Genomic DNA, 23,928 nt, shown 5'->3' on the forward strand with positions numbered 1-23,928 from the left:
GGAAGCCCCGTTTCCTCCATCCGGAAGGAGGAAACACCCGTGTGGTCCGCACTCGTCCTGTCGTTCGCCGTCATCTTCGTCGCCGAACTCGGCGACAAATCCCAGTTGATGGCGATGACCTTCGCCCTGCGTTACCGCTGGTGGGTCGTCCTGTCCGGAATCCTGTTCGCCACCACCGTGGTCCATCTCGTGTCGGTGGCCGTCGGTCACTATCTGGGAGTTGCGATCCCCGCGGCCGCGATCTCGATCGTCGGCGGCATCGCCTTCCTGATCTTCGGCGCCTGGACGCTGCGCGGTGATTCCCTCGACGACGACGAGCAGTCCAAGGCCGGACGCGTCGCGCGCTCTGCCTTCCTCGCCGTGAGTTCGGCGTTCTTCCTCGCGGAGCTCGGCGACAAGACGATGCTCGCCACCATCACCCTCGCAGCCGACAACGACTGGGCCGGAGTATGGATCGGCTCGACCGTGGGCATGGTCGCGGCCGACGCACTGGCCATCATCGCCGGCGCCGTGCTGGGCCGGCATCTTCCCGAGAACGCGATCCGCTTCGGAGCGGCCGCCCTGTTCTTCGGCTTCGGGGCCTGGATGCTGGCGGACGGATTGTTCCCGCAGAGCGCCCTCCTGGGACCGGTCGCGGGCGGCACGGCCCTGCTGATCTCCGCGGGCCTGATGATCGCCCTGCGACGGCGGCCCCGCCGGCCTGTGACCGGCGAGATCCAGGACCCCGTGCGACGCTGATCACCCCTCCGGGCACGTGTTCCGCATGCGCGACAGGAGTATGCTTGCCGATAAGCAAATAATTCTCGGAGGTGGTTCCATGTCCGATCGCACGGACGACACCCCTCGATCCGCTACTCCGCCGTTCGATGCCGACGACGTCCACCGTCTGCGTATCGCCATCGGACGTATCTCCCGCCGCATGGGCATGTTCGCCTCGGAGGAAGGGTTGACGCGCTCGCAGTCGGCCCTCCTCACGACCGTCGCCCGCCACGAGACGATCGGAGTCCGCGAACTCGCGGAGATCGAAGGGCTCAACCCCACCATGTGTTCGCGCATGGTGAGCAAACTCGAAGAAGACGGGCTGTTGACCCGCTCCCCCCACGTCGACGACAAGCGTGTCGTCCGTGTCCACATCACCCCCGCCGGCGCCGCTCTGTCCGCAGAGTTGCGCGCACGCCGCACCGCCCTGTTCGCCCGTCACCTCACCGACCTGAGCGAACAGCACCTCGACATCCTCCACGCGGCGCTGCCCGCGCTCGAAGCACTGTCGGAGCGGGTCGCCGACTCGGGACCCACCCCCAGCGAGGAGGCGCATCCGTGACAGTGCTCGACGACATCCGAGGACAGACCTTCGCGGCCCTGCGCGGGCCCAACTTCCGCCTCTACATCAGCGGCCAGGCGGTCTCCCTGGTCGGTACGTGGATGCAGACGGTCGCACAGTCCTGGCTCGTCCTGCAGCTCACCGGATCCGCCACCGCCATCGGTATCGTGCTCGCCCTGCAGACCGTGCCGATGCTGCTGCTCGGTCCCTACGGCGGTGTGGTCGCCGACCGCTCCGACAAACGCCGGCTCATGATCGGGCTGCAGTCACTCATGGGGGTCCAGGCCCTGATCCTGGGGCTGCTCGTCGTCACCGGCACCGTGGCCCTGTGGCACGTCTACGTCCTGGCGATCCTGCTCGGCCTCAATCAGTGTTTCGAGAATCCCGCGCGACAGTCGTTCATGCTCGAACTGGTGGGGCCGGAGGATCTTCGGAACGCCGTGAGCCTGCAGTCGGTTCTCGCCTCCTGTTCCCGCATGATCGGCCCGGCCGTCGCCGGTGTGGTCATCGCGGCCGGCGGACTCGGCGTGTGCTTCCTGCTCAACGCCGCGAGTTTCGTCGCCGTCGTCACCTCGCTGCTCCGGCTCGACGTCTCCCGGCTGCAGCCGTCGCCCCCGGCCGCCCGCGCCAAGGGCCAGCTGCGCGAGGGCTTCGCCTACGTGCGACGCACCTCCGACCTCGCCGTCCCGCTGCTCATGATGGCGCTCGTCGGCTGTCTGGCATTCGAGTTCCAGGTGGTCCTGCCGGTCCTGGCCGACCGCACGTTCGAATCCGGTGCCGGTGCCTACGGCTTCCTCACCGCCGCGATGGGAGCGGGGTCCGTCGTGGGCGGACTGGCCATGGCGACCTGGGGCCGCACGGGAACCAAGCCGCTCGTCGTCTCCGCCCTCGCGTTCGGCATCGCCCTGGCGGTCGCCGCAGCGGCGCCGACCCTCACCAGCCTCGTCGTGATCATGGTGGTCGTCGGCGCACTGAGCGTGACCTTCACGTCCACCACCAACAGCTCGCTCCAGCTCGCGGCCGCGCCGACCATGCGTGGCCGGGTGATGGCCCTGTGGTCCGTCGCCTTCCTCGGTTCCACCGCCATCGGTGGCCCGATCGCCGGATGGGTCAGCGAGCAGTGGGGAGGCAGGGCAGGTCTGCTGCTCGGTGCCGGCGCCTGTCTCGTGGCCGCGATGCTGGGTCTTCTCGCCCTGCGCCGCAGGACCTCCACCCCCGCGGAGGTCACGACGGTCACCGGCTAGGGTTCGTGACGAAGGACACTGACGAGCCCTACAGCTCGAGACAGGAGATACGAACAGTGGAGATTCAGGGATCCGCCGCGCTGGTGACCGGCGCCGCATCCGGCCTCGGTGCCGCCACCGCGCGCCGCCTCGCCGACGCCGGGGCCACCGTCTTCGGCCTCGACCTCCAGCAGTCCATCGAGCGGGTCGGCGATTCCGCGCCCGAGGGCGTCACGCTCATCGCCACCGATGTCACGAGCCCCGACGACGTGCAGGCCGCGATCGATCGCATCGTCGAGTCCGGTGTTCCGCTGCGCATCGTCGTCAACTGCGCCGGTGTGGGCTGGGCCGGACGCATCCTGTCCAAGAACGGTCCCCACGACCTCGAGCTGTTCCGCACGGTCATCACCGTCAACCTGCTCGGCACGTTCAACGTCATGCGGCTGGCCGCCGATGCGATCTCCAAGACCGACACGGTCGACGAGTCGGGTCAGCGCGGCGTCATCGTGAACACCGCCTCGGTCGCGGCGTTCGAGGGACAGATCGGCCAGATCGCGTACTCCGCGTCCAAGGGTGGCGTGCACGGCATGACCGTCCCCGCCGCACGCGACCTCGCGCAGTTCGGCATCCGCGTCAACACCATCGCCCCCGGCATCGTCGACACCCCCATGCTCGCCGGTGTCACCGAGGAGTACCGCAAGGGCCTCGAAGCCGGAGTGCCGTTCCCGTCCCGGCTCGCCCAGCCCGCCGAGTACGCGCAGCTCGTACAGATGATCGTCGAGCACGACTATCTCAACGGCGAGACCATCCGCATGGACGGCGCCCTGCGTATGGCGCCGCGGTAACAGCGACCGTCGTGCCCCGTGCGCGTGCCCGGTAGTCGCTGCTACCGGAGGCGCGCACGGGGTACCCGGACGGAGTGCGCATCCCGATCGTCGTGACGGTGATCGTCGTCCTCCTCGGCGTCGCCGGCTGGGCCCTGCAGCGACGCCTGATCTATCTGCCCGACGCTTCCGCTCCCCCTGCCGCCGCGACCGTCCTGGCGGGCGCCGAGGATGTCGTACTCACCACCTCCGACGGCCTCGAACTCGACGCCTGGTTCGTGCCCGGCCGCAATCCCGACGGACCCGGGCACGGGTTCACCGTCCTCCTGGCTCCCGGTAACGGAGGCAACCGGCTCGGCCGCGCCGGCACCGCCGCCGATCTCGCCGCCGCGGGTTTCTCGACATTGCTGCTCGACTACCGCGGATACGGCGGCAACCCCGGCCGGCCGGACGAGCCGGGTCTCGCCGCCGATGCACGCGCGGCCCTGGATCATCTCCGCTCGCGGGAGGACGTCGACCCCACCCGGCTGCTCTACTTCGGCGAAAGCCTCGGCTGCGCCGTGGTCGCGGCGCTCGCCGTCGACGAGCCCCCGGCCGGGATGCTGCTGCGCTCGCCCTTCACCGATCTCGCCGCCGTCGCCCGGCACCACTATCCGTTCGTCCCCGCCGCACTGCTGAAGGACGAATTCCCCGTCGCCGATCTCGTCGCCCGGATCGACGTGCCGCTCACCGTCGTCCACGGCACGGCCGACACCGTCGTTCCCTCCACGCAGAGTGTCGACGTCGCCGATGCCGCGGGGACTCTGCACGAACGCCTCGAACTGCCGGGGCTCGGGCACAACGACCCGCCGATGTTCGGCGCTCCGGTCGTGGACGCGCTGTCGCGGCTCGCCGAGTCGGTGCGGGCCGGCGGATGACTCCTGCCGCCCTACAGCAGTCCGGTGAGTCGCGCCGCACCGTCGACGAGGAATTTCACCAGATCGGGTTCGGGCCGGACCTTCGCGGCCGATCCGTGCAGGTACAACCCGCCCACCACGAACGATGACGCGTCGCGGATCGGAACCGCCAGTGCCGCCCGACCCAGGCGCGTCTCCTGATTCTCCTGCGCATATCCGGCCGACATGACGCCGTGGAGTTCACGCACGAGCATCTCGCTGTCGCACACCGTGAAGTCGGTGATCCTGCGCATGTCGCCGGGCGGGCACGAGTCCGGCAAATGGGCCAGCATGAGTTTGCCGATGGCATTGGCATGCAACGACTTCGACAACATCGTTATCGCCACGATCTCGTGGTCCGGATCCTGGTCGACGAAGCGGAGACGCCCACCGGCGAACGAGGCGACGTGCAGTCCGAATCGGGTCCGCAGACGCAGATCCTCCATCACCTCGTGAAGGGATTCGGACGGATTCGATTCCGCTGCGGCATAGGCGAGTTCGGCGGTACGCCGGCCCAGCGCGAAACCCGACAGATCGGGTACCCGCACGAGATAGCCGTCCGCGACCAGCAGGTTCAGCATCCGGTAGGCCGTGGCCGGCGGAACCCCGGCGAACGTCGCGATCTCCTTCGCCGTGCTCCCCGGTCCGAGCTGAGCCACCGCCTCGAGCATTCCCAGCGCCTTCTGCACCGCGTGCGGCTGGCGACCGCCGAAGGCCGGATCGGAGGACCGGACCGCGGCGTGGGCGGTCACGTCTCCCCCGGCACACTGTCGGTGACGATCCGGCGCCGTCCGTCCTCGTCGAGGATCAGCTGTCCCGCCCCGGGAAGCAGATCGGTGGTCTCCACGGTGTCGAACGCACCGATCGTGGTGAGGCTGCGTGGCCGGAACCAGCGCAGCACCGTCTGCCAGACCGCACCCGACACCACGATGACGACCCCCGCCACCGGCACCACGAGCGCCGCACGAACGATCCCGTCCACCGCGGTGGACACCAGCAGGCCACCGCCGAGCAGCGCGACGAACACTCCTGCCACCCGGGTCCAGGTTGTGTCCTCACCGATCCGGTGCAGGAACCGCAGCGACGCCACGGCGACCAGCGTGTAAGCCGTGACCAACGCGATCTCGACGACTCCGTCGAAGGCCGGCGAATCCGCCCCGGCCGACGCGGCGTACACGCCTGCGCCCACCACACTCGCACCCGTGAACGCGAGTACGGCGACACAGGGTGTGCGCAACGTGCCGTGGACCCGGGCGAGGGAGGACGACAGCACACCCTCGACCCCCATGGAATAGAGCAACCGCGATCCGGCCTGGGCACATCCGAGCGTCGAGGCGAACCACGAACACGCCATCCCCGTCTTGACCGCCAGGACCACCGCCCACGGGGCACCGGAGTCGAGGCCGCCGAAATAGGCGTCGACGATGAGTGATCCACGGCCGCTCAGCGACGCGATCGCCGCGAAGACGAACAGCACGCCGACGACGAGCGGGGTGATCAGCACCGTCCGGCTCACCGTCACGAGGGGCCGCCGGGCTTCCGGGCCGAAGAAGGCGGCACTCTCGAATCCGGCCATCGACAGCACCGTCATGAGAGCGAGGAAGGGCAGCAGGCTCATCGACGGGTCGGACTGCACGGTCGCCGAGACCCCGGTGTCGTCACGTACGACGATCATCGTCGCGACGATGAGGACGAGAGAACAGCATTCGACGATCAGGATCGCTCGCGTGGCGAACCGCACGCCACGCACGGCGATCAGGGCGACTACGCCTCCGAGGATCACGATCGCGACGATCCACATCCCGTGGTCCGGTACGGGCAGGCCGACGAGTTCTCCGATGTCGAGGACCGTGCCCGCCCCCTGCGCGAGCACGGAGACCGCGATCCCCAGATATCCGACGATGAGCGCCGTGCCCGTCGCCAGGGCCGCGCGGGTGCCGAGTCCCTGGAACACGAAACTGTAGAGCGAGCCGGCGGCCGCCAGGCGGCGGGTGAATCCCGTGATGCACACCGCGACGAGTACCACCACGGCCGTGGTCGCCGCGATCGTCAGCACTCCGCCGAGACCCGGATCCCGCACCGTCATCCAGAGCGCGATGAACACCATTCCGGTGGCAGGCGCGATCGTCGACAGCGACTGCCCGATCAGATCCACCTGCGACAGTTGCCGGCGACCGAGCGCATGCAGAGGCGAAAGAACCTGCTGTGCGCTGGGTTCCGTTTCCTGCGCGCGGTGTATCGCCGCCCGGAGCGCTGCCGTCACGATCGCGTCCTTCCGTTCGACCGGTGCGCGGGGAACGCTAGTGCGCCCGTGTTACGGACGGATTATCGACGCGAACACCACGTGACGGCCGAGTGGGAATCCGGTCGGCATCGTCATGCGGATGCCGTGTCCCGCAACCGGACGCACGGGCCGAGCACGGCCGTAAGCGCAGGTCGAAGCTCATTCCCGAGTGCGACATCCCCGTCCGCGTTCTCGTTCGGTGTGTCACGGTTCGTTTCTCCGCGGACGCCGTCGCGACTCACGCCCGCACCACGATGTCTCCATCCGGACTGCGCGGGGATCCGGCCCGATCCCCGCGGTAGCCGCCCTGGCATGGAAGGAGTGGATCGCGCACATGATGTGGCTGCTGATCGCATCGATCGTCGGAGGCACGTTGTTGCTCGCCGGCATTCCGAAGGTACGGGATCGCGACGGGTTGCTGCGTGTCGTGCGCGGCTACCGCCTCCTTCCCGCCCCCCTCGAGCAGGCGGTGGCGATCGTGCTGCCGTGGGTGGAGATCGTCGTCGGTGCCGCGCTCGTCACCGGACTCGCCGGGAGGTATGCGGCCGCGCTCGCTGCCCTGGTGTTCGCGGCCTTCTGCGCGGGGTTGTCCGTCAATCTGGTGCGGGGCCGGCGGGAACTCGACTGCGGGTGCTTCGCATTCGGCGCCGCGCACGAGGTGCCCCGGATCGGATGGTTCCACGCGATACGCGCCGGTGCGTTCGCAGTGGCCGCCGCCCTGCTGGCGGTCGTTCCCGCCGGGTCACCGACGCCCGGTGAGCACGTCCTCGCCGTCGTCCTCGCCGCCCTGGCGCTCGCCGCCGTCGTCACCGCCTCGCAACTCCGCGCGGTGGTGCATCCGGGACGGCGCCCGGTCGACGGCCATCTGACCAATGCCTCCATCGAACTGCGCGCCGCAGCCACCCTCTCCCGGTACTGAAGTCCTGCCCGCCCCACCACCTGCCGGCCGAGCCGGCACCTTCCCGGACGGAGAACGCTTGTGAACACCTTTCTTCTGATCGCGATCATCGTGCTGGCCGTCGCCGTCGCGGTCCTGTTCCTCATGGTGCTCGCCCTCGCCCGCGAGATCGGCCGTGTGCAGGTGCGTCTCGGTCCCCTCGGAGCCCGGATGATGGATACCGGACCGAAGATCGAACAGGCCGGGCCGAGCTTCCGCGGCCTGACCGATCAGCTCGGCCGGGAGGTCGGCGTGGGCGGCCATCGCGACAAGCCGCAGCTGTTGCTGTTCACCGCGCCGTCGTGCTCGACGTGCAAGAGCCTGCTGCCGGGCATCAAGGCGATGGCCAGGGCGGAGAAGGATCTCGACATCGTCATCGTCTCCGACGGCACGGCCGAGGAGCACCGGGACTTCCTGGCCGGCTCGGGTATCGGCGCCGAACTGAGCTACGTCGACGCCCGCGACGTGGGTATCGCCTACCAGGTGGGCACCACCCCGTACGGGGTGATCCTCGACGAGCACGGCAAGATCCGGTCCAAGGGCCTGTGCAACCACATGGCACAGGTCGAATCCCTCCTCAACGCACTCGAATCCGGCACTCCGTCCCTGCAGCACCTGCACGAGGCAGCCAAGACCCGCGCCGCAGCAGGCGTGTGACATCCCCTTCTCGAGATCGGAGTACGTCGTTGGAATTCAGGCCTTCTTCCGGTGAACCGGAAATGCACGAGAACCGATATCCGGTGGACGAAGCCACCGTCGCGCAACAAGCCGAGTGGATGGCCGGGCGCGGCGGGTCCCTGGCGGGCCGTGCCGGGCGCCGGCTGTCCGAACGCGTGTCGCGTCGTTCCGTGATCAGCAGGATCGGCCGGTGGACGATGGGTGTGTCCGGTGTCGCCCTGATCGGTTCGCTTCCCGTCACCCGTACCGCTCTGGCCCAGGAACCACCCGCCCCGGCGCCCGAACCCGAACCGCTGCTGCCCGTCTTCGACGGCAAGGATCCGGCCGAGTGCGAGTACTGGCGCTGGTGCAACATGGACGGCACGTCGTGCGCGGCGTGCAACGGCGGTGGTGTCACGACGTGCGCACCCGGTAGCCGTCCCGGCGCCGAGTTCTGGGTCGGTTGCTGCACGCATCCGGACACCGGAAAGACCTATCTCATCGCCTATTACGACTGCTGTGGCGCACCGTCGTGCTCGAACGCCTTCTGCGGTGAACCCGACATGCAGGCCATCATGTACAACCCGGTCTCCGGCAGTTACGACCAGGAGATCATCTGGTGCGTCTCCGACGAATCCCAGTCGTACACCTGCACGATGGCCCCCATCATCGGCGAGGACTGCCAGGCTCGTCCCGCGGCACGTCCGAAGGTGGGCGCCGGATCATGAACCGCACCTCACGGATGGTCGCCGCGACCGTCCCACTCGCCCTCGCCCTGTCGCTCACCGCCTGTTCGAGCGACGACGAATCATCCGCTGCCGCAGGCGAGGTCACCTATCCCACCGTGCCGTACACCACACCGGGCGAAGGCATCTCCCTGGGCCACGACGACCAGGAGATCGGTGACACCATCCCCGAACCGCTCCACGTCTCGGAGATCCAGCCCGCGAACGAGAACGAACTGCTCGCGGTGATCGGCGGCAGCCAGCTCGAACTCGGGGTCAACATCATCGATCCGGTCACGGGCGTGGCCGCCGGACGCGTCGTGGTGGGCCCGGGTATCTGGGATCCCGTCATCCACGGCTTCGTCGGTGAGACCACCTCCGATCCCGCGGTTCTCGCCGCCGAAGTGTGGCGTCCCCGCGGTTCGCGTGGGGCCGCCGACTTCACCGTCACCACCTATTCCGGGGATCTCCTCGAACCGGACGAGATCGAACTGCCCGATTACGCCCGCGTGCATTCGCGTCCCGGATCCAATGCGGTCACCTCCGACGGGAAGTACTTCGTGACCTGGGACGACGGTCTCTACGGCGTACGTGTCGTCGATCTCGAAGCAGGCAGGGAGAGCGGCGCCCTGCAGATCGTCGGGTGCGGTCCGTTCACCTGGCTCGTCGACCACGAGATCTACAGCGTCTGCGAGGACACACGGGAGCTGATCCGGATCTCCATCGACGACTCCGGCGTGCCGACCGAGACGGCACGCGCGAAGGTGCTGCCCGACGACTTCGTCAGCACCCGCAAGGTGACCTGGGCCGCGGAGGCCCGCAAGGGCCTGCTCCTGAGCGCCACCGGCGACGTCTTCGTGTTCGACTTCTCGGACGGCCTGCCGGACGGCCCGATCGCCCCCATCGGGAACGCCGGACAGGACGGCGGCCGGTTCGCGGAGGGCATCATCGACAACACGGGTGCCCGGATCGCCGTCGAATACACCGACACTGCCGTCCATCCACACTCCGGCCGCGGTGGTGACGTCGTGAAGATCGACCTGTTCGACGCGACCACCTTCGCGCCGATCCGCAGCCTCGACCTCGCGACGCTGGGCCTGACGGACATTGCGTCGGCGGCGTTCTCGGTGAACGGCGAGGTCCTCTACGTCGTCGGCGCCGGGCCCGAGGTCGACGGGGAGTCGACGCAGCGCATCGTCGGGGTGTCCGCGAGCACCGGTGAGCAGGTGAGTGCCGCCGATGTCACCGGCACCGTCGACGACATCCGCACGCTGCTGACCCCGCAGGTGATCCGATGACACGACCCGACACCGGGCTCGTGCTCGACCGCCGGCGTTTCCTCCGCCTGGGCACCCTCGGGGCCGGCGCGGTGGGGCTCGGCGTACTCGGGTTCGGCGCCGCCGCCTGCAGTTCCGGAGCGTCCGGGCAGCAGGTGGCGGCAGCCGACCTCGACTACATCCTGCCCACCGATCCCGAGGTGGCCGCTGCGGAGGCGGCTCGTTCCACCTCGGGGGCGACTGCGGCCTTCGCGCTCGCCGCGGGCGTCGGGGCCGTCGATCTCGGCGGGCGGATCGTGAACACGTGGACCTACGGTGGAGCGGCCGTGGCGCCGGAGCTGCGCCTGTCGAAGGGCGACCGGGTCCGGGTCTCGGTGGACAACGGGTTGCCGCAGGAGACCACCCTGCACTGGCACGGCATCCGGATCCGCAACGACATGGACGGTGCGGCTCCGGTGACACAGCAGGCCATCGGCGCGGACGGCGGCCGATTCGAGTACGACTTCGTCGCGCCGGACCCCGGCACCTACTGGTACCACTCGCACAGCGGCCTGCAGGCCGATCGAGGACTGTTCGGCGCCATGATCATCGAGGATCCGGACGACCGCACCGGTGCCGACGCCGACGCGGTGCTCGTGCTCGACGACTGGGTCGACGGCCTGGGCACGACACCCGACGCCGTCCTGGCAGCCCTCAACCCGCAGATCTCCGGACACGGCCCCAGCGGGCACGGCGATGCCTCGGCGCCGGTGACGCATTCCGACGACGAGATGGCGACCGCACAGCGACTGGTCTCCCAGGGGCACGGCGACTCGTCGCCGCTCGGCGGCATGACGCAGCACATCGCGTATCCCCTCCATCTGATCAACGGGCGCCCTCCGAACGATCCGTCGGTGGTCGAAGCAGCTGCGGGACAACGGCTGCGGCTGCGAGTGATCAATGCTGCAGCCGAGACCCCCTATCGGTTCGCGGTAGCGGGTCACGAGCTGACGGTGGTCGCCGTGGACGGCTTCGACGTCAGCCCCGCGACCGCCGACACCGTGATCGTGGGAATGGCCCAGCGCGTGGATGTGCTCGTCACCGTCCGGTCGGGGGCGTGGCCGATCGTCGCGAAGGTCGAGGGCCGCGACGGTTACGCGTCGACCGTGCTCCGCAGCCACGATGCGATCCCGATGCCGGACCCCGATGTGGCCGGACGGATACCCGAACTCGACGGGCGGCTCGTCCCCGAGAGCGAGCTGCGGCCGGTGGAGGCCGTGATGCTCGACGAGCGGGAGGTGGATCGCGACTACCGGATCGAGCTGATCCAGGCGGGTGACCGCTACGTGTGGGGCATGGCGGGGCCCGATGCCGGGCATCTGGTGATGAGAACCGGTGAGCGGGTGCGGATCACGATGGTCAACTCGTCGGCGATGTGGCATCCCATGCACACCCACGGTCACACCTTCGCCGTTCCGGCTTACGGCGGCCTGCGACGCGACACCGTCAACGTGCTCCCGGGCACCGAGCTCGCCATCGAGTTCGACGCCGACAATCCGGGTGAGTGGATGTTCCACTGTCACAACGCATATCACTTCGAAGCAGGGATGACCGCGAACCTGCGGTACATCCGGTGAGAGGACAGGACATGAGAAGAATTCTTTCCGCCGCAGCGGGCGTGACACTCGCGGCGGCTCTGCTGACCGGGTGCGGCGGCTCGTCCTCGGCCGAGCCCGCCGTCGTCATCGAGGTGAAGAACATGGCGTACAGTCCGGCGGAGGTCACGATCGACAAGGGCCGGACCGTCCGGTGGCAGTTCGACGATTCCGGGCTCCCACACGACGTCGCGGGTGACGGCGCGCTCGCCGGGGAACTGAAGAGCGACCTGCTCACCGAGGGCACCTACGAGTACACCTTCGAGGAATCCGGCACGTACACCTACCACTGCACACCGCACCCGGCGATGGTCGGCACGGTCATCGTCCGGTGACGTGGATCCGTCGGGGCGCAGCCGTGTTCGCTCTGCTGACGGCGACGTCGTGCAGCGCGTCCGCTGCCGGACCGGACGCCGAGATCGTGGTCCGGGACGTGCACTTCGCACCGGCCGACGTGACCGTGCCCGCCGGCAGCACCGTCCGGTGGGTCTTCGACGACGGCGGGGTGCTGCACCACGTCGGCTCCGAAGGCGAATTCGACAGCGGCATCACACCCGACGGCAGTTACGAGCACACCTTCACCACGCCGGGTGTGTACGAGTACCACTGTTCGGTCCACCGGTACATGACCGGAACGGTCACCGTGACCGGCTGACGGACGACGTCGTCCCCAGCGCCCGACTTCGACAGCCCCGAATACGACAAAGGAGTAGTCCCATGACGGAAACGCTCGTGCGTGAGCCGCTCGCTCACGCACCCCTGGACATCGATGTACCCGAGATCCGGCCCACTCTGGAGAACGCCGTTCCCACAACGGCTCGGGCCGGGCTGATCGCGGGCGCCGCCGCGGTGGGCGCGGCTGCCGGACAGTTCGCCGCGCCCGCCGGACCCGCGGCACTGACGGCCGCCGTGGTGGGCACGGGTGCCGTCACCGCACTCGCGGCGAACTGGTCGACCTGCGGCATGTCGGTCGCCGGCGTCGTCGCCGCCCCGAAACAGCCGGGGCGCCGCGGGTCGTCGACACCGGTCCGGCGTCTCGGATGGCACGCTCTGGGGTCCCTCGCCACCGGCATCCCGACCGGCGCACTCCTCGGCGCCCTCGGTGCCCTGGCCACGGACTCGGTGCCGTGGACGTGGATGCTCGGGGTCTGGGGCGTGCTCGCGCTCGGTTACGGTCTGCACGAGCTGGGCATGATCACCTTGCCGACGCCCATGCGGCGGCAGCAGCTCCCCCGGCATCTGCGCCGTACGACGGCCCCGTGGAAGGTCTCGCTGCTGTTCGGCGCTCTCATCGGACCCGGATTCATGATCTTCATCCGCTCGAGCGCGTACTACCTCCTGGTGCTCGGTGTGATCGCTTCGGGTTCACCGGTCCTCGGCGCCGCGATGTTCGCGACCGTCAGCCTCGGACGGTGCATGCCCAGCGTGCTGGCGATCCTGCACACCCGGCGTGGTGGATCGATGCCCGGTTTCCTGTCAGCGATGTGCGTGATCGACCGGCGCGTCCAGACCCTCACCGGCGGTGTGCTCGTCGCCCTGGCCGCATTCGCCCTTGCAGCGCTGGTGTGACCGTACGTGCGTGGTTCCGGTGGTTCCCTCCGCCGGGACCACGCGCGGGGTGCGCAGCGCCCTACAGATCCTCGACGTACGGGATGTCGAGCACGGCACGCTCGCTCATCCACTCGCGCAGCACCTTCGTCGCGACGACATCGTCCTCGTTGTACTCGAGCAGGCGCACACGCTGCGCGGGATCGGGTTCACCGGCGAGTCCGACGGCCTCGCGGTACCAGCTCATCGACGCCTCACCCCCGGCCTCCGGGTCGCGCCAGTGATGTCCGGCGATCGGCGCGATCTTCTTGAGTCCCTTGCCGTTCGGGCACACGAACTGGTCGGTGACCGCCTGGAAGATGTCCACCCACTCGTTCGATCCGATGAACGCCTTGATCTCGGCGAGTTCGGGCACACCGGGAAATCCGTGGAAGCGCCGTGCCGACGACAACAGCCACTTGTCCTCCGCCGAACGCGAATAGCAATAGGCCGCAAAGGTCTTCCCACGACGCTCCGCGGTGCGCCTCTGGTCCGACAACCAGCGCCAGAAATCGGCGAACGAACGCGCTTCGTCGTCGGTGGGCACCGGCTCCCACGTCGCGAAGGGGATGTATTCCGAGTCCGATCCCGAGTTGAGCAGGGTGCCCCACAGATAGGCCCCGTGCTCGTGGAAGCTCTCCATGTCGATGTCGACCTCGATGTCGGCGCGGTGCACGTGCACGTGCCGGTATCGCCGGACCAGCGGCGCCCCGGCCAGCCAGGCCCGCGCCGTCACGATCGAGTCCTCGAACGATCCCTGCGGCCACGCCTCCGGTTCGCCACCTTCCCACCGGGCGAGCCCGTCGATGGTGTGGACCTCGAGTTCGCGCAGCACATCGGCGCGTTGCCCCGGGGCGACCAGCGAGACGTCCCGGGTCCTCGTGAGCTCGGCGCGGCAGCGATCCCACCACGGGCACGTCTTGCACTCACCGATCTGCGAGGGAGACGTCGGTACCCGGCCACGAGCGATCTCGAGGCGATCGGTCAGGCGAGCGTCGTAGTCGTCGAGGATCGCGTCGAGATCGTGCACGAGGATGCAGTCACCGCCGTAGCCGATGGCACCCGCGACCTTCGCCGGACTCGCCAGTCCGTGCCGCTCGAGCATCCGGTACAGATGCGCCAGACGCATCTGGTCGCGCAGCTGACTGCGCACCTTGCGGCTGTCGTCGACGGCCGGCTCCCAGGCGAACAGACCGCTGGTGACGGCCCCGTGTCCGGGATCGGTGACCTTGTGGTTGACGACGATCACGGGGATGTAGCCCCCGTGTTCGAGATCTCGCATCAGGATCTCGGACCTGCCACGACGGCCGGTATCGGGTTCGGTGGGCAGGACCGCGCCCCAGATCCGGTCGGCGCCCGCGCGGCACGCGTCGAGCGTGCGTTCGGCACGCCGCGCCATCGGCCCCTCGGGAGCGACGAGCACCCAGCCCTCCGGGTCGGCGTCGAAGAGCTTCTGACGGATCGCCTCGCGATGCGCGGCCGCCGCTTCCTGACGCTGCCGCGCACCGGGATTATCGGGTGCACCTGCGAGTTCGTCGGGGAAGGTGGCATCGAGATAGACCCGGTGACGGCACCTCGTCAGAGCAGCGGCCTCGATGGCGATGGCCTTGTGCTGTGACACTCCGCGGTCGGGCCGCGGTAGTTCTCCGGTTGCCTCCACGACATTCCAGGGTATTCCCTGCACAGGCGACGGCTCGCAGCAGCACCGTCACGTTAGGCTGACGCGGGGCGCCGGAGCGTCGTGTCGTACCGAATGGAGGGTGCTGTTCGATGGGGTTGTTCACACGGAAGCGTCGCGCGACTCGCAGGGCCGAGGCCAAGGCACTCAGAGCCAAGGCGAAGCTCGAGGCCAGGCTGGTCGCGAAGAACCGGCTCAAGAACGACCGCCGGGCGGCCAAAGCCAAGACCAAGATCGACAAGAAGCTCGCGAAGTCCCAGGTCAAGCTCGATCAGGAACTGGTGAAATCCCAGGCGAAGGTCGAGAAGGAACAGATCGCGACACTCAAGGCGCAGAAGAAGGCCGCAGAGAGCCAGGGTCTCACGGCAGCGAAGGTGCGCCGCTATCTCGGCGTCGCGCGTCTGCTCGCGCCGGTTCTCGTCCCGATCGTCTACCAGGTGGTCACCGCACTGCGCGGTCAGCTCGACGCACGCCGGGCGCAGCAGCTCGGAGTTCCGATCGAGGAGCTCGGCTCGTTCACCGGGCACGGTGCACGGCTCAGCGCCCGCATCGCGGGGGCCGAGCAGTCGCTCGTGAAGGTCGAGCAGCGCAACCCCAAGGATGCGGAGACCCAGAAGTTCGCCACCGCGACCCGCGAGCGGCTCACCGATCTGACCACCGCGGTGCAGACGGCCGAGCAGATGCCGAGCGCCCGGCGGAAGTCGGCACACGCGGCGATCTCGTCGGAACTCGACGGGATCGAGGCGGACCTGCTCGCCCGTCTCGGCGTGCGCTGATCTGCCGGGATCGAGAAGACGCGACCGCAGTGACCACCTTTCCGACCGTTCTCGGCACCACCGCCGGCATCACGACCGCGGTGCTGGCGGTGGCCGCCCACGGCGCCGCCGGCGGAGGTGTACCGACCGGTCCGGTGACGGTCCTGCTCGTCGCGGTCTCGGTCGCGGTCGGGATTCTCGGCGCCCACCTGCCGTCGCTGTCCCCGCTGGTACTGCTCGCCGGCGGGCAGGCGGCCACACACGTCGCACTCACGATGCTGGTCGCCGGTCACGGGCACATGCCGATGTCCATGCTGGCCGCGCACGTGATCGCCGTGGCCGCATGCGCTGCACTGCTCGGCGCGGCCGCCCGCGTGTACGCGGTGTGCGGTGCCGTTCTGAGGACCGTGCTGATGCGCGGTCCGGTCGTCGAAGCGCCGGGCGTGCTCGCCCCGACCTCCTCGACGGACCGGCTCGTATGGGGACGTGCGCCCCCGGCCATCTCGAGGCGAGGACCACCGGTCGCCGCGGTTCGACCGTGACGATCACCGATCCTCTTCCCACGAGAAAGACATCTCCATGTCCCAGTTCTCCCGTCGCGCCCTCGTGGGCGCGGCAGCAACCACTGCACTGATGCTCGCGGGCACGGGCCTCGCCTCCGCCCACGTCAGCGTCGTCGCTCCCGGTGCCGAGCAGGGCGGCTATTCCGTCCTGACCTTCCGGGTGCCCACCGAATCCGAGACCGCAGGCACCACCGCCGTCACCGTGGAACTCCCCGGGCTGCGCTCGGCGCGCACCGAACCGCTCCCGGGCTGGACCGCGACCGTCGAGAAGGATCCCGAGTCGCAGCTCGTCACCTCGGTCACCTGGACCGCCGAGCCGGACGTCCAGGTCGGTCCGGGCCAGTTCCAGCAGTTCGTCCTGTCCGCCGGGCCGCTCCCGGAGGACGAGGAGATCGCCTTCCCCGCGATCCAGACCTACAGCGACGGCGAGGTCGTCGCATGGGACCAGATCGCGACCGGCGACGCGGAGCCCGAGCGCCCCGCCCCGACCCTCACACTCGCAGCGAGCAGCGGCGACGGGCACGGACACGGCACCGACGACAGCGCTGCCACGAGCACTGCCACGGACACCGGGCAGGCCGGTGGCGCGGCGGAGACCACGGCCACCGACACCACCGCGCGCTGGCTCGGCGGAGTCGGTCTCGTGCTCGGCGCGCTCGGTGCCGCACTCGGCCTCGGCGCCGTGATCCGGGGGCGGCGGGCATGAAGCGCATCCTCGTTCTCCTCGCCGCGCTGATCGCGTCCCTGTCCCTGTCCGTCGGTTCCGCGGCCGCTCACTCGGTAGCGTTGTCGAGCTCACCGGAGGACGGCGCGCAGATCGCCGAGGCCCCCGACCGGGTGACCGTGACGTTCAACGAGGAGCTGCAGGAGCAGTTCGCGGCCCTCACGGTCGTGGGGCCCGACGGCAACCTGTGGTCGAAGAGCGACCCGATCATCGACGGTGCGACAGCGGCCGTGGAACTCGACGGTCTCGGACCCGTCGGCGAGTACACCATCGCCTACCGGGTGACCTCCGCGGACGGACATCCCGTCAGCGGCACACGCACCTTCACACTCACCCAGGAGGGCACCGGCACACCCGGCAAGGCCGCCTCCGGCGATTCCGGCTCGGAATCGGGTGACGACGGCGACAGCGGTCCCGCCGTCTGGTGGTTCGTCGTGGCGGGTGTCGTGGTGGTCGCCGCAGGCCTCGTCTTCGCGCTGCGCAAGCCGAAGGCCTGACCCGCATGATCCCGGAACGCCGGCAGTGGCTCGTCGTGGCCGCTGCCGGCGTCGCCTTCGGGGCCCTCGCGGGCATCTCCGCGGCGGGTTCTCTCGCGCTTCCGGCTGCCTCGAGTTCGGTGCGGGCACTGAGCCTGTGTGCCGGTTCCACCGTGCTCGGACTGGCCGTGCTGGCGTCGATGGTGCAGGGACAGCGCCGCCCGGCGGTCGCCTCCGATGCGGTGTGGCGGGCAATCGCGGTATTCGGGGGAGCCTGGCTCGTGCTCGCGAGCATCGATCTCGCGTGGGCGGCGTCCACGGCGTTCGACGTGCCCGCTCTCGATCTCGATGTGGCCCGCTTCGGGGATTACCTCGCCACCACCACCGGACGCGTGGATGCCGCGGCGTGGCTGTGTGTCGCGGTGAGCACGCTGGTCGCTGCGGTGGCCTATCGCAGGTCGGCGTCGTGGTCGACCGCACCGGTACTCGTCGCTGCGGCTCTGGCGCTGATCGCCCGGCCGGTCACGGGTCACATGGCACAGCAGCCCTTCGGGTCCGTCCTCAATGCGGTACACGTGCTCGCGGCCGCGGTGTGGTTCGGCGTGCTGGTGGCACTGGCGGTGACGATCCGGGGACGAGCGGCGTGGGCAGACCTCCTTCCGCGTTATTCACGACTCGCCCTGTGGTGTGTGGTGGCGTTGGTGGTGACGGGGGTGATCGACGCGGCGGTGCGGCTCGGATCCGTCTCCGCGCTGCTGGGGACGGGCTACGGGCGCATCGTTCTCGCCAAGGTGATCGTGCTGGGTGCTCTGCTGGTGCTCGCGTGGAACTGGCGGCGCACCTGGCTGCCCGCCGCCGCAGCCCATCGGAACCAGGAGGAGGAATCCCTGCGCAACGCCGTCCTCGAGGTGTGTGCGATGTCGGTCGCGCTGGGACTCGCGGCCGGACTCGCCACCACGGCGTGAGCCGTCACAGGGTGGCGGCGCGTGCCAGATCCTGTACGAACGACCGGAACATGTCGTCGCGCTGCGACTTGGCCCGCAGCACCGCGGACGGGTGCACTGTGACGACCACTGCGGGGTCGCACCCCTCGCGCAGTTCGCCGGGCAGCCGGAGCACTTCACCGCGATGCTGCGTGAGCTTGAAATCCTTGCCCAGCAGCGACTGTGCGGCCGTAGCACCGAGACACACCACCACTTCGGGGCGGACAGCGTCGAGTTCGGCCTCGAGCCACGGCCGGCACGCGGAGACCTGCGCGCCGGTCGGCTTCTTGTGGATCCGGCGGCGGCCGTTGGCCGACCGATCGAACCGGAAGTGTTTGACCGCGTTGGTCACGTACACCGTCCCCCGATCGACGTCCGCACGTTCGAGAGCCTTGTCGAGCAGATGGCCGGCCGGACCGACGAACGGTTCTCCGGCCAGGTCCTCCTCGTTGCCCGGCTGCTCGCCGACGAGCATCATGCGCGCCTCGTGCCCGCCGCCGCCGAAGACGGTGCGTTCGGCCTCCCGGTAGAGATCGCACCCCCGGCACCCCGCGGAGGCAGCAGCGAGTTCGGCGAGATCACGGGTGTCGGGGACGTACTGCTGTGCCCCGGGATAGGTCACCATGCGCGTCGGGTACCCGGCTTCACCGCGACTGCACCAGGCGCGCGATCCACGCGCGGCTGTCGGCGGGGTCGACGACGTCGTCGAGTTCGAAGCTCGTCGCCGCCTGCAGGGCCTTGCCCTGCTGATAGGCGAGATCGACCAGTCGCCCGAACAGTTCCTCGCGAGCCGCGGGTGTCTCTGCGGCGTCGAGTTCCTTGCGGAAGCCGAGTCGCACCGCGCCTTCGAGCCCCATGCCACCGATCTCTCCCGTCGGCCACGCGATGGTGAATTCGGGGGCGTGGAACGACCCCCCGGCCATCGCCATGGCGCCGAGGCCGTAACCCTTGCGCAGGATGATCGTGCCGAACGGGACGGTCAGGCGGGCACCGGCGACGAAGAAGCGGCCGAACCGGCGCACGGTGGCCTCCTTCTCGGATTCCGGCCCGACCATGAATCCCGGTGTGTCGCACAGGCTCACCACGGGAAGTCGGTGCGATTCGCACATCTCGAGGAAGTCCGCGGCCTTGTCGGCGGCCTCCGCATCGACGGCCCCGCCGAGATGGGCGCTGCTGTTGGCGAGTACACCGTAGGCCGCACCTTCGACACGCATCAGGGCGGTGACGATACCGACGCCGTGATCGGGCCGCAGTTCGAGTACCGAGCCGACATCGGCGATCGCGTCGATCGCGGCCCGCACATCGTAGGCGCGGAGCCGGTTCTCGGGCACCACGTGCCGTGCGCGACGGGGATCGGGCGCCTGCCAGTCCTCGTCCCGCCCCGTGAAGTAGCCGAGATACCTGCGCGCGAGATCCACGGCGTGCGGTTCGTCGCGGGCGGCGAGGTGCACCACCCCGTTGCGGCGTTGCACCTCGATCGGGCCGATGTCCTCGGGACGGTGCACCCCGAGCCCGCCACCCTCGATCATCGCGGGGCCACCCATGCCGATATTGGCGTCGGGCGTCGCGATGAGCACGTCGCACACCCCGGCCAGTGCGGCATTACCCGCGAAGCACCGGCCGGAGACGACGGCGACGGTCGGTACCCGCCCGCGCAGGGACGCCATCGACCGGAAGGTGGGGAGTTCGAGACCCGCGCCGGGACCGGCGTCGACGTCTCCGGGCCGGCCGCCCCCGCCTTCGGCGAAGAGCACGAGCGGCACTCGGCGGCGCGCCGCGAGGTCGAGCAGCCGATCGGTCTTGCGGTGGTTGTTGCGCCCCTGGGTCCCCGCGAGAACGGTGTAGTCGTAGGACATCACCACCGCCTCGGCACCACCGATCCGCGCCGTGCCGCCGACGAGGCCGTCCGCGGGCGTGTTCGCGACGAGGTCCTCTTCGCTGCGCCGGCCGCGCTGCGCCGCCAGCACCAGGGGCCCGTACTCGACGAACGTCCCGTCGTCGACGAGGTCGGCGATGTTCTCCCGTGCTGTACGCCGGCCCCGCTCGTGCCGCTTCGTCACCGCGTCCGGCCGAGCGGCATCGGTGGTGATCTCGTGCCGGCGCCGGATCTCGTCGAGGTCGGCGCGCCTCGCGTCGAGGTCGAAGGACTCCGTGCCGCCGGCCGCGGTCTTCTCGTCGAGCAGGCGGACCACCGCGAGGACGGCCCCCGGCGCGACCGTCCGGCCCGGCCGGACGAGCACGCGTTCGATCACGGCGGTTCCCGGTGCGCGAACCTCGTGCTGCATCTTCATCGCATCGAGTACCGCGATCGGCGCGCCGGTCGCGATCGTGTCGCCCTCACGGGCGGTCTCCACGACCGTCCCGGCCGTCTCGGCACGGACCGCGTGTTCGTCCGGGAGCAGAACCGCCTGCTCCCCGGGCACGTCGGGTTCGGTACCGACGAAATCCCCGAGTCGCTCCCCCAGCCACTCCGTGTGGACACTGACGGACCGGAATTCCTTGTCGTCGAATATCTTCCGCAGGAGGTCGAGATTGGTTCCTGTGCCCTCGACGACGAATTCGCCGAGAGCTGCCGACGCCTTGCGCAGAACAGCCCCGCGGTCCCCGGACCGCACGTGTGCGACGACCTTCGCGAGCAGCGAATCGTAGCGGCCGGACACTTCGAGGCCGGGCCGGCCGTGGGTGTCGACGCGGATACCCGGGCCGGTGGGTGGCGTGAACCCGGTGAGCCTGCCGGCGGTGGGTACGGCAGATCCGTCGGCACGCTGCCTCTCGGCATTGACGCGCGCCTGCACCGCGATTCCGTGGGGACGGGCCGGGCTGCCCTCCACTCCGGCGCCGTCGAATACGACGCCGGGCGGGAGACCGAGCTGGTCGAACGCCGCGCCGCGAGCAATCGCCAGCTGCGTCGCCACGAGGTCCACCCCCGTCACCTCCTCGGTGACGGTGTGCTCCACCTGGATGCGGGGGTTGACCTCGAGAAACACGAAAGAATCGCCGTGGACGAGGAATTCGACCGTGGACAGCCCGTGGCAGCCGACGTGCCCGATCAGCCGGACGGCGGCCTCGTGCAACTCCTGCCGCAAGGATGCGGAGAGGTCGGGTGCCGGTGCGATCTCCACCAGTTTCTGATGGCGGCGCTGCACACTGCAGTCGCGGTCGCCCAGCGCGACCGCGCGTGTGCCCGAATCCGATTCCGCAGCCACGACCTGCACTTCGATGTGCCGGGCCGGATGAACGAGTGCCTCGACATACACCCTGTCGTCCCCGAAGGCCACGCGCGCTTCCGCGGCCGCGATCCGGTGGGCCTCGTCGAGTGCGTCCTCCTCACGCACGACTCGCATCCCGCGACCCCCACCACCGGCGAGCGCCTTGACGACGATCCCCTCCGGATGAGCGCGCAGGAAGGACCGCAGGTTTTCCGGACCGGTCGCCTCGGTGGCGGCGATCACCGGAATACCGAGCGTGCCGGCCACCTCGCGGGCGGACCGCTTGTCGCCGAGAACTCGCAGTGCATGCGGGGACGGGCCGACGAAGGTGAGTCCGGCGTCCGCACACGCCTGTGCGAAGGCGGCATTCTCGCTGAGGAAGCCGTAGCCCGGGTGCACGAGCGTGCATCCCGTCGCGCGGGCGATCCCGACGATCGCATCGGAGTCGAGGTAGGCCGCGGGACCGGAGCCCGGGAGCTGCTCGGCGCGCGTGGCGGCGCGGACGTGGGGAGCGTCGATCTCGTCCGCGCCGTGGATCACGACGGTGTCGAGTCCGAGCTCACCGGCCGTGCGGACGATGCGCACTGCGATCTCACCCCGGTTGGCGACGAGCAGCATCGACGATCCCCCTTTCTCGGCGGCTTCGGTGTCCGCTCGTCTCGGTAGGTCCAGTCATACTGCAGCCCCGTGCCTCACGCGAGTGCCACACCGTGCCTCACGCGAATGCCACACCGTGTGTCTCACGCGAGTACCAGGGGGTGACGGCGGAGGCCACGACCGAGGCCGAGCGCCACGAGCACCGCGGTGATGGACGCCGTCGCCATGATCGCCGCGAGGACGACCACCTGGAATCGTCCGGCCTCGAGCGGCGACAGGCCGCCGAAGATGGCGCCGACGAAGGCCCCCGGCAAGGTCACCAGCCCGGTCGTCTTCGTCTGATCGGTCGAGGGGATCATCGCGGCGTGCACGGCGAACCGCGCCGGCCACAGCGTCGCCTGCCGCATGGTGGCCCCCAGTGCGAGCCACCCTTCCACCTCCGGCCAGCGATCGTCGACGGTCTCGTGGAACCGCCGGCCGGCGAGGGTCGCGACCGTCATGCTGTTGCCGATGATGATGCCGCCGAGGGCCAGGGCGTATCTCGGCGCCGCTTCCACCGACCCGGTCGCGAAGATGATCCCCATCGAGACGAGCACCCCGGCGAGCATCGCACCGGCCACCGTCGCGCGGACGGCCGATTCTCCCCCGATGCGCCTGCACGCCGTCCACCACGCGACGACGAACATCACCACGAGCACGACCGCGACCCAGCGGGCGTCGGAGATGACGCCGGAGAGCACGACGCTGATGAGCGCGAGCTGGACCGCGCCGCGCGCGATGGCACCTACCGGCGCGAATCGCTGTGGGACCCGGAACGACCACAACACGGCCGTGGAGATCGCAGCCAGCGCCAGGACACCGCCGAGCGTGCGGAGCAGGACGGACGGGTCGCCGATCACGCCCTCACGTTAGCGACCCGGGCCGGGATGTGTGTCCTGCCGGCGATCGGGGGCCGCGTGCGGCAGGTCCGCGATGGAGGCGACCGGCCACTGCAGCGGATCGGGTCCGAGCTTCCGCAGCTGTTCCACCTGCTCGCGGCACCACACCGACACCCGCCGGCGTCCGGCGACGACGTCGTCGGCAAAAGAGGTCCACTCGGCCCATTCGGTGTCGTGTACCTCCGACGGGTCGGGAGTGGGCGCGGGCCCGTCGTAGAGCACCCGGAAGACCGGACAGATCTCGTTCTCGACGATGCCGTTGTCCATCGCCGCCCGGTACCGGAAGGAGGGCAGGACGACCGCGATGTCGTGCACGTCGAGACCGAGTTCCTGACGCAACCGGCGTCGCACCGCGTCGACGAGGGGTTCGTCCGGTGCCGGATGCCCGCAGCAGCTGTTCGTCAGGACACCGGGAAAGGTCACCTTGTCCAGGGCCCGCCGGGTGAGCAGGACGTTCCCGTCGCGGTCGAAGACGTACGACGAGAAGGCGAGATGCAGCGGGGTGTCGGTGGTGTGGACGGTTGCCTTCGGCTCGATACCGACCGCGCGGCCCGTGTCGTCGAGAAGCACGACCTGTTCCATGTGTGATGTCCTGTTCTGT

General features: G+C 69.5%; 25 protein-coding genes. 18 read left to right on the forward strand and 7 right to left on the reverse strand.

Going from position 1 to position 23,928, the window contains the following annotated elements:
* The first annotated feature begins 39 nt into the window (after positions 1-39).
* The 5 genes from MOM01_RS00505 to MOM01_RS00525 all read left to right on the forward strand — a co-directional run bounded on the left by MOM01_RS00505 (position 40) and on the right by MOM01_RS00525 (position 4,285).
* Positions 40-738 carry a TMEM165/GDT1 family protein gene (locus tag MOM01_RS00505; RefSeq protein WP_241383433.1) on the forward strand — a complete coding sequence of 233 codons (699 nt, stop codon included), beginning with the start codon at positions 40-42 and terminating at the stop codon, positions 736-738.
* Positions 739-817: 79 nt separating this feature from the next.
* On the forward strand, positions 818-1,321 hold the full coding sequence (locus MOM01_RS00510) for a MarR family winged helix-turn-helix transcriptional regulator (RefSeq protein ID WP_241383434.1): 504 nt from the start codon (positions 818-820) through the stop codon (positions 1,319-1,321).
* Positions 1,318-2,565 carry an MFS transporter gene (locus MOM01_RS00515; RefSeq protein ID WP_241383435.1) on the forward strand — a complete coding sequence of 416 codons (1,248 nt, stop codon included), beginning with the start codon at positions 1,318-1,320 and terminating at the stop codon, positions 2,563-2,565. The genes MOM01_RS00510 and MOM01_RS00515 overlap by 4 nt, the downstream gene beginning before the upstream one ends.
* A 56-nt stretch (positions 2,566-2,621) precedes the next feature.
* Positions 2,622-3,389 carry an SDR family NAD(P)-dependent oxidoreductase gene (locus MOM01_RS00520; RefSeq protein ID WP_241383436.1) on the forward strand — a complete coding sequence of 256 codons (768 nt, stop codon included), beginning with the start codon at positions 2,622-2,624 and terminating at the stop codon, positions 3,387-3,389.
* Between the two features lie 74 nt (positions 3,390-3,463).
* Positions 3,464-4,285 (forward strand): alpha/beta hydrolase, encoded by an 822-nt coding sequence (locus tag MOM01_RS00525; RefSeq protein ID WP_241383437.1) that lies wholly within the window; start codon positions 3,464-3,466, stop codon positions 4,283-4,285.
* An 11-nt stretch (positions 4,286-4,296) separates the two neighbouring features.
* On the opposite strand, the gene MOM01_RS00530 is transcribed toward MOM01_RS00525, so the two are convergent.
* Positions 4,297-5,055, reverse strand: coding sequence for an IclR family transcriptional regulator (locus MOM01_RS00530; protein WP_241383438.1), 759 nt, complete (start codon positions 5,053-5,055; stop codon positions 4,297-4,299).
* Positions 5,052-6,566, reverse strand: a complete 1,515-nt coding sequence (locus tag MOM01_RS00535; protein ID WP_241383439.1) for an APC family permease — start codon at positions 6,564-6,566, stop codon at positions 5,052-5,054. Before MOM01_RS00535 ends, MOM01_RS00530 begins: the two co-directional genes overlap by 4 nt.
* Before the next feature lie 355 nt (positions 6,567-6,921).
* Here MOM01_RS00535 and MOM01_RS00540 point away from each other — a divergent pair, with 355 nt between their 5' ends.
* The 8 genes from MOM01_RS00540 (at position 6,922) to MOM01_RS00575 (ending at position 13,386) form a co-directional block, all read left to right on the forward strand.
* Positions 6,922-7,506 (forward strand): MauE/DoxX family redox-associated membrane protein, encoded by a 585-nt coding sequence (locus tag MOM01_RS00540; protein WP_241383440.1) that lies wholly within the window; start codon positions 6,922-6,924, stop codon positions 7,504-7,506.
* Positions 7,507-7,566: 60 nt separating this feature from the next.
* Entirely contained in the window at positions 7,567-8,181 is a 615-nt protein-coding gene (locus MOM01_RS00545) for a redoxin domain-containing protein (RefSeq protein WP_241383441.1), read from the forward strand.
* A 62-nt stretch (positions 8,182-8,243) separates the two neighbouring features.
* A complete protein-coding gene (locus MOM01_RS00550) occupies positions 8,244-8,909 on the forward strand; it encodes a methylamine dehydrogenase light chain (protein ID WP_241383442.1) in 666 nt (221 codons plus the stop codon).
* The gene (locus tag MOM01_RS00555) at positions 8,906-10,204 is read left to right on the forward strand and encodes a hypothetical protein (RefSeq protein WP_241383443.1); all 1,299 of its coding nucleotides are present in this window, start codon (positions 8,906-8,908) and stop codon (positions 10,202-10,204) included. Before MOM01_RS00550 ends, MOM01_RS00555 begins: the two co-directional genes overlap by 4 nt.
* A complete protein-coding gene (locus MOM01_RS00560) occupies positions 10,201-11,799 on the forward strand; it encodes a multicopper oxidase family protein (RefSeq protein WP_241383444.1) in 1,599 nt (532 codons plus the stop codon). Before MOM01_RS00555 ends, MOM01_RS00560 begins: the two co-directional genes overlap by 4 nt.
* 11 nt (positions 11,800-11,810) lie before the next feature.
* The gene (locus MOM01_RS00565; RefSeq protein WP_241383445.1) at positions 11,811-12,152 is read left to right on the forward strand and encodes a cupredoxin domain-containing protein; all 342 of its coding nucleotides are present in this window, start codon (positions 11,811-11,813) and stop codon (positions 12,150-12,152) included.
* Positions 12,149-12,472 (forward strand): cupredoxin domain-containing protein, encoded by a 324-nt coding sequence (locus tag MOM01_RS00570; protein ID WP_241383446.1) that lies wholly within the window; start codon positions 12,149-12,151, stop codon positions 12,470-12,472. Before MOM01_RS00565 ends, MOM01_RS00570 begins: the two co-directional genes overlap by 4 nt.
* A 62-nt stretch (positions 12,473-12,534) precedes the next feature.
* Positions 12,535-13,386, forward strand: a complete 852-nt coding sequence (locus MOM01_RS00575; protein ID WP_241383447.1) for a methylamine utilization protein — start codon at positions 12,535-12,537, stop codon at positions 13,384-13,386.
* 61 nt (positions 13,387-13,447) lie between these two features.
* Here the strand turns inward: MOM01_RS00575 and MOM01_RS00580 are convergent, their stop codons facing one another.
* A complete protein-coding gene (locus tag MOM01_RS00580; RefSeq protein ID WP_241384019.1) occupies positions 13,448-15,025 on the reverse strand; it encodes a TM0106 family RecB-like putative nuclease in 1,578 nt (525 codons plus the stop codon).
* A gap of 149 nt (positions 15,026-15,174) precedes the next feature.
* Here MOM01_RS00580 and MOM01_RS00585 point away from each other — a divergent pair, with 149 nt between their 5' ends.
* Genes MOM01_RS00585 through MOM01_RS00605 form a run of 5 tightly spaced genes read left to right on the forward strand, consistent with a single transcriptional unit; the run spans position 15,175 to position 18,565 of the window.
* Positions 15,175-15,858 (forward strand): DUF6474 family protein, encoded by a 684-nt coding sequence (locus MOM01_RS00585; RefSeq protein ID WP_241383448.1) that lies wholly within the window; start codon positions 15,175-15,177, stop codon positions 15,856-15,858.
* Positions 15,859-15,887: 29 nt separating this feature from the next.
* Positions 15,888-16,379 carry a hypothetical protein gene (locus MOM01_RS00590; protein ID WP_241383449.1) on the forward strand — a complete coding sequence of 164 codons (492 nt, stop codon included), beginning with the start codon at positions 15,888-15,890 and terminating at the stop codon, positions 16,377-16,379.
* A 37-nt stretch (positions 16,380-16,416) separates the two neighbouring features.
* The gene (locus MOM01_RS00595) at positions 16,417-17,106 is read left to right on the forward strand and encodes a YcnI family copper-binding membrane protein (RefSeq protein ID WP_374112239.1); all 690 of its coding nucleotides are present in this window, start codon (positions 16,417-16,419) and stop codon (positions 17,104-17,106) included.
* Positions 17,103-17,621, forward strand: a complete 519-nt coding sequence (locus MOM01_RS00600; RefSeq protein ID WP_241383450.1) for a copper resistance CopC family protein — start codon at positions 17,103-17,105, stop codon at positions 17,619-17,621. Before MOM01_RS00595 ends, MOM01_RS00600 begins: the two co-directional genes overlap by 4 nt.
* A 5-nt stretch (positions 17,622-17,626) precedes the next feature.
* A complete protein-coding gene (locus MOM01_RS00605) occupies positions 17,627-18,565 on the forward strand; it encodes a copper resistance D family protein (RefSeq protein ID WP_241383451.1) in 939 nt (312 codons plus the stop codon).
* 4 nt (positions 18,566-18,569) lie between these two features.
* Here MOM01_RS00605 and MOM01_RS00610 read toward each other — a convergent pair whose 3' ends face one another.
* From MOM01_RS00610 to idi, 4 genes are all read right to left on the reverse strand, one after another.
* Complete coding sequence (locus MOM01_RS00610) at positions 18,570-19,208, reverse strand: UdgX family uracil-DNA binding protein (RefSeq protein ID WP_241383452.1); 639 nt, start codon at positions 19,206-19,208, stop codon at positions 18,570-18,572.
* A gap of 19 nt (positions 19,209-19,227) precedes the next feature.
* Positions 19,228-22,410, reverse strand: a complete 3,183-nt coding sequence (locus MOM01_RS00615; protein WP_241383453.1) for an acetyl-CoA carboxylase family protein — start codon at positions 22,408-22,410, stop codon at positions 19,228-19,230.
* A 122-nt stretch (positions 22,411-22,532) separates the two neighbouring features.
* Positions 22,533-23,285, reverse strand: coding sequence for an ABC transporter permease (locus MOM01_RS00620; protein ID WP_241384021.1), 753 nt, complete (start codon positions 23,283-23,285; stop codon positions 22,533-22,535).
* Between the two features lie 12 nt (positions 23,286-23,297).
* Positions 23,298-23,909, reverse strand: coding sequence for an isopentenyl-diphosphate Delta-isomerase (idi, locus tag MOM01_RS00625; RefSeq protein ID WP_241383454.1), 612 nt, complete (start codon positions 23,907-23,909; stop codon positions 23,298-23,300).
* Between the last annotated feature and the right edge of the window lie 19 nt (positions 23,910-23,928).

Origin of the sequence: Rhodococcus sp. CH91, from assembly GCF_022554085.1 — a bacterium.
Lineage (GTDB): Bacteria > Actinomycetota > Actinomycetes > Mycobacteriales > Mycobacteriaceae > Rhodococcus.

Excerpts from the sequence above, each read along its gene's own strand:
- MOM01_RS00610 (WP_241383452.1), bottom strand. The coding sequence starts at position 19,208 with ATGGTGACCTATCCCGGGGCACAGCAGTACGTCCCCGACACCCGTGAT.
- MOM01_RS00560 (WP_241383444.1), top strand. The coding sequence starts at position 10,201 with ATGACACGACCCGACACCGGGCTCGTGCTCGACCGCCGGCGTTTCCTC.
- idi (WP_241383454.1), bottom strand. The coding sequence starts at position 23,909 with ATGGAACAGGTCGTGCTTCTCGACGACACGGGCCGCGCGGTCGGTATC.
- MOM01_RS00575 (WP_241383447.1), top strand. The coding sequence starts at position 12,535 with ATGACGGAAACGCTCGTGCGTGAGCCGCTCGCTCACGCACCCCTGGAC.
- MOM01_RS00510 (WP_241383434.1), top strand. The coding sequence starts at position 818 with ATGTCCGATCGCACGGACGACACCCCTCGATCCGCTACTCCGCCGTTC.
- MOM01_RS00555 (WP_241383443.1), top strand. The coding sequence starts at position 8,906 with ATGAACCGCACCTCACGGATGGTCGCCGCGACCGTCCCACTCGCCCTC.
- MOM01_RS00605 (WP_241383451.1), top strand. The coding sequence starts at position 17,627 with ATGATCCCGGAACGCCGGCAGTGGCTCGTCGTGGCCGCTGCCGGCGTC.
- MOM01_RS00600 (WP_241383450.1), top strand. The coding sequence starts at position 17,103 with ATGAAGCGCATCCTCGTTCTCCTCGCCGCGCTGATCGCGTCCCTGTCC.
- MOM01_RS00595 (WP_374112239.1), top strand. The coding sequence starts at position 16,417 with ATGTCCCAGTTCTCCCGTCGCGCCCTCGTGGGCGCGGCAGCAACCACT.
- MOM01_RS00550 (WP_241383442.1), top strand. The coding sequence starts at position 8,244 with ATGCACGAGAACCGATATCCGGTGGACGAAGCCACCGTCGCGCAACAA.
- MOM01_RS00540 (WP_241383440.1), top strand. The coding sequence starts at position 6,922 with ATGATGTGGCTGCTGATCGCATCGATCGTCGGAGGCACGTTGTTGCTC.
- MOM01_RS00615 (WP_241383453.1), bottom strand. The coding sequence starts at position 22,410 with ATGCTGCTCGTCGCCAACCGGGGTGAGATCGCAGTGCGCATCGTCCGC.
- MOM01_RS00565 (WP_241383445.1), top strand. The coding sequence starts at position 11,811 with ATGAGAAGAATTCTTTCCGCCGCAGCGGGCGTGACACTCGCGGCGGCT.
- MOM01_RS00585 (WP_241383448.1), top strand. The coding sequence starts at position 15,175 with ATGGGGTTGTTCACACGGAAGCGTCGCGCGACTCGCAGGGCCGAGGCC.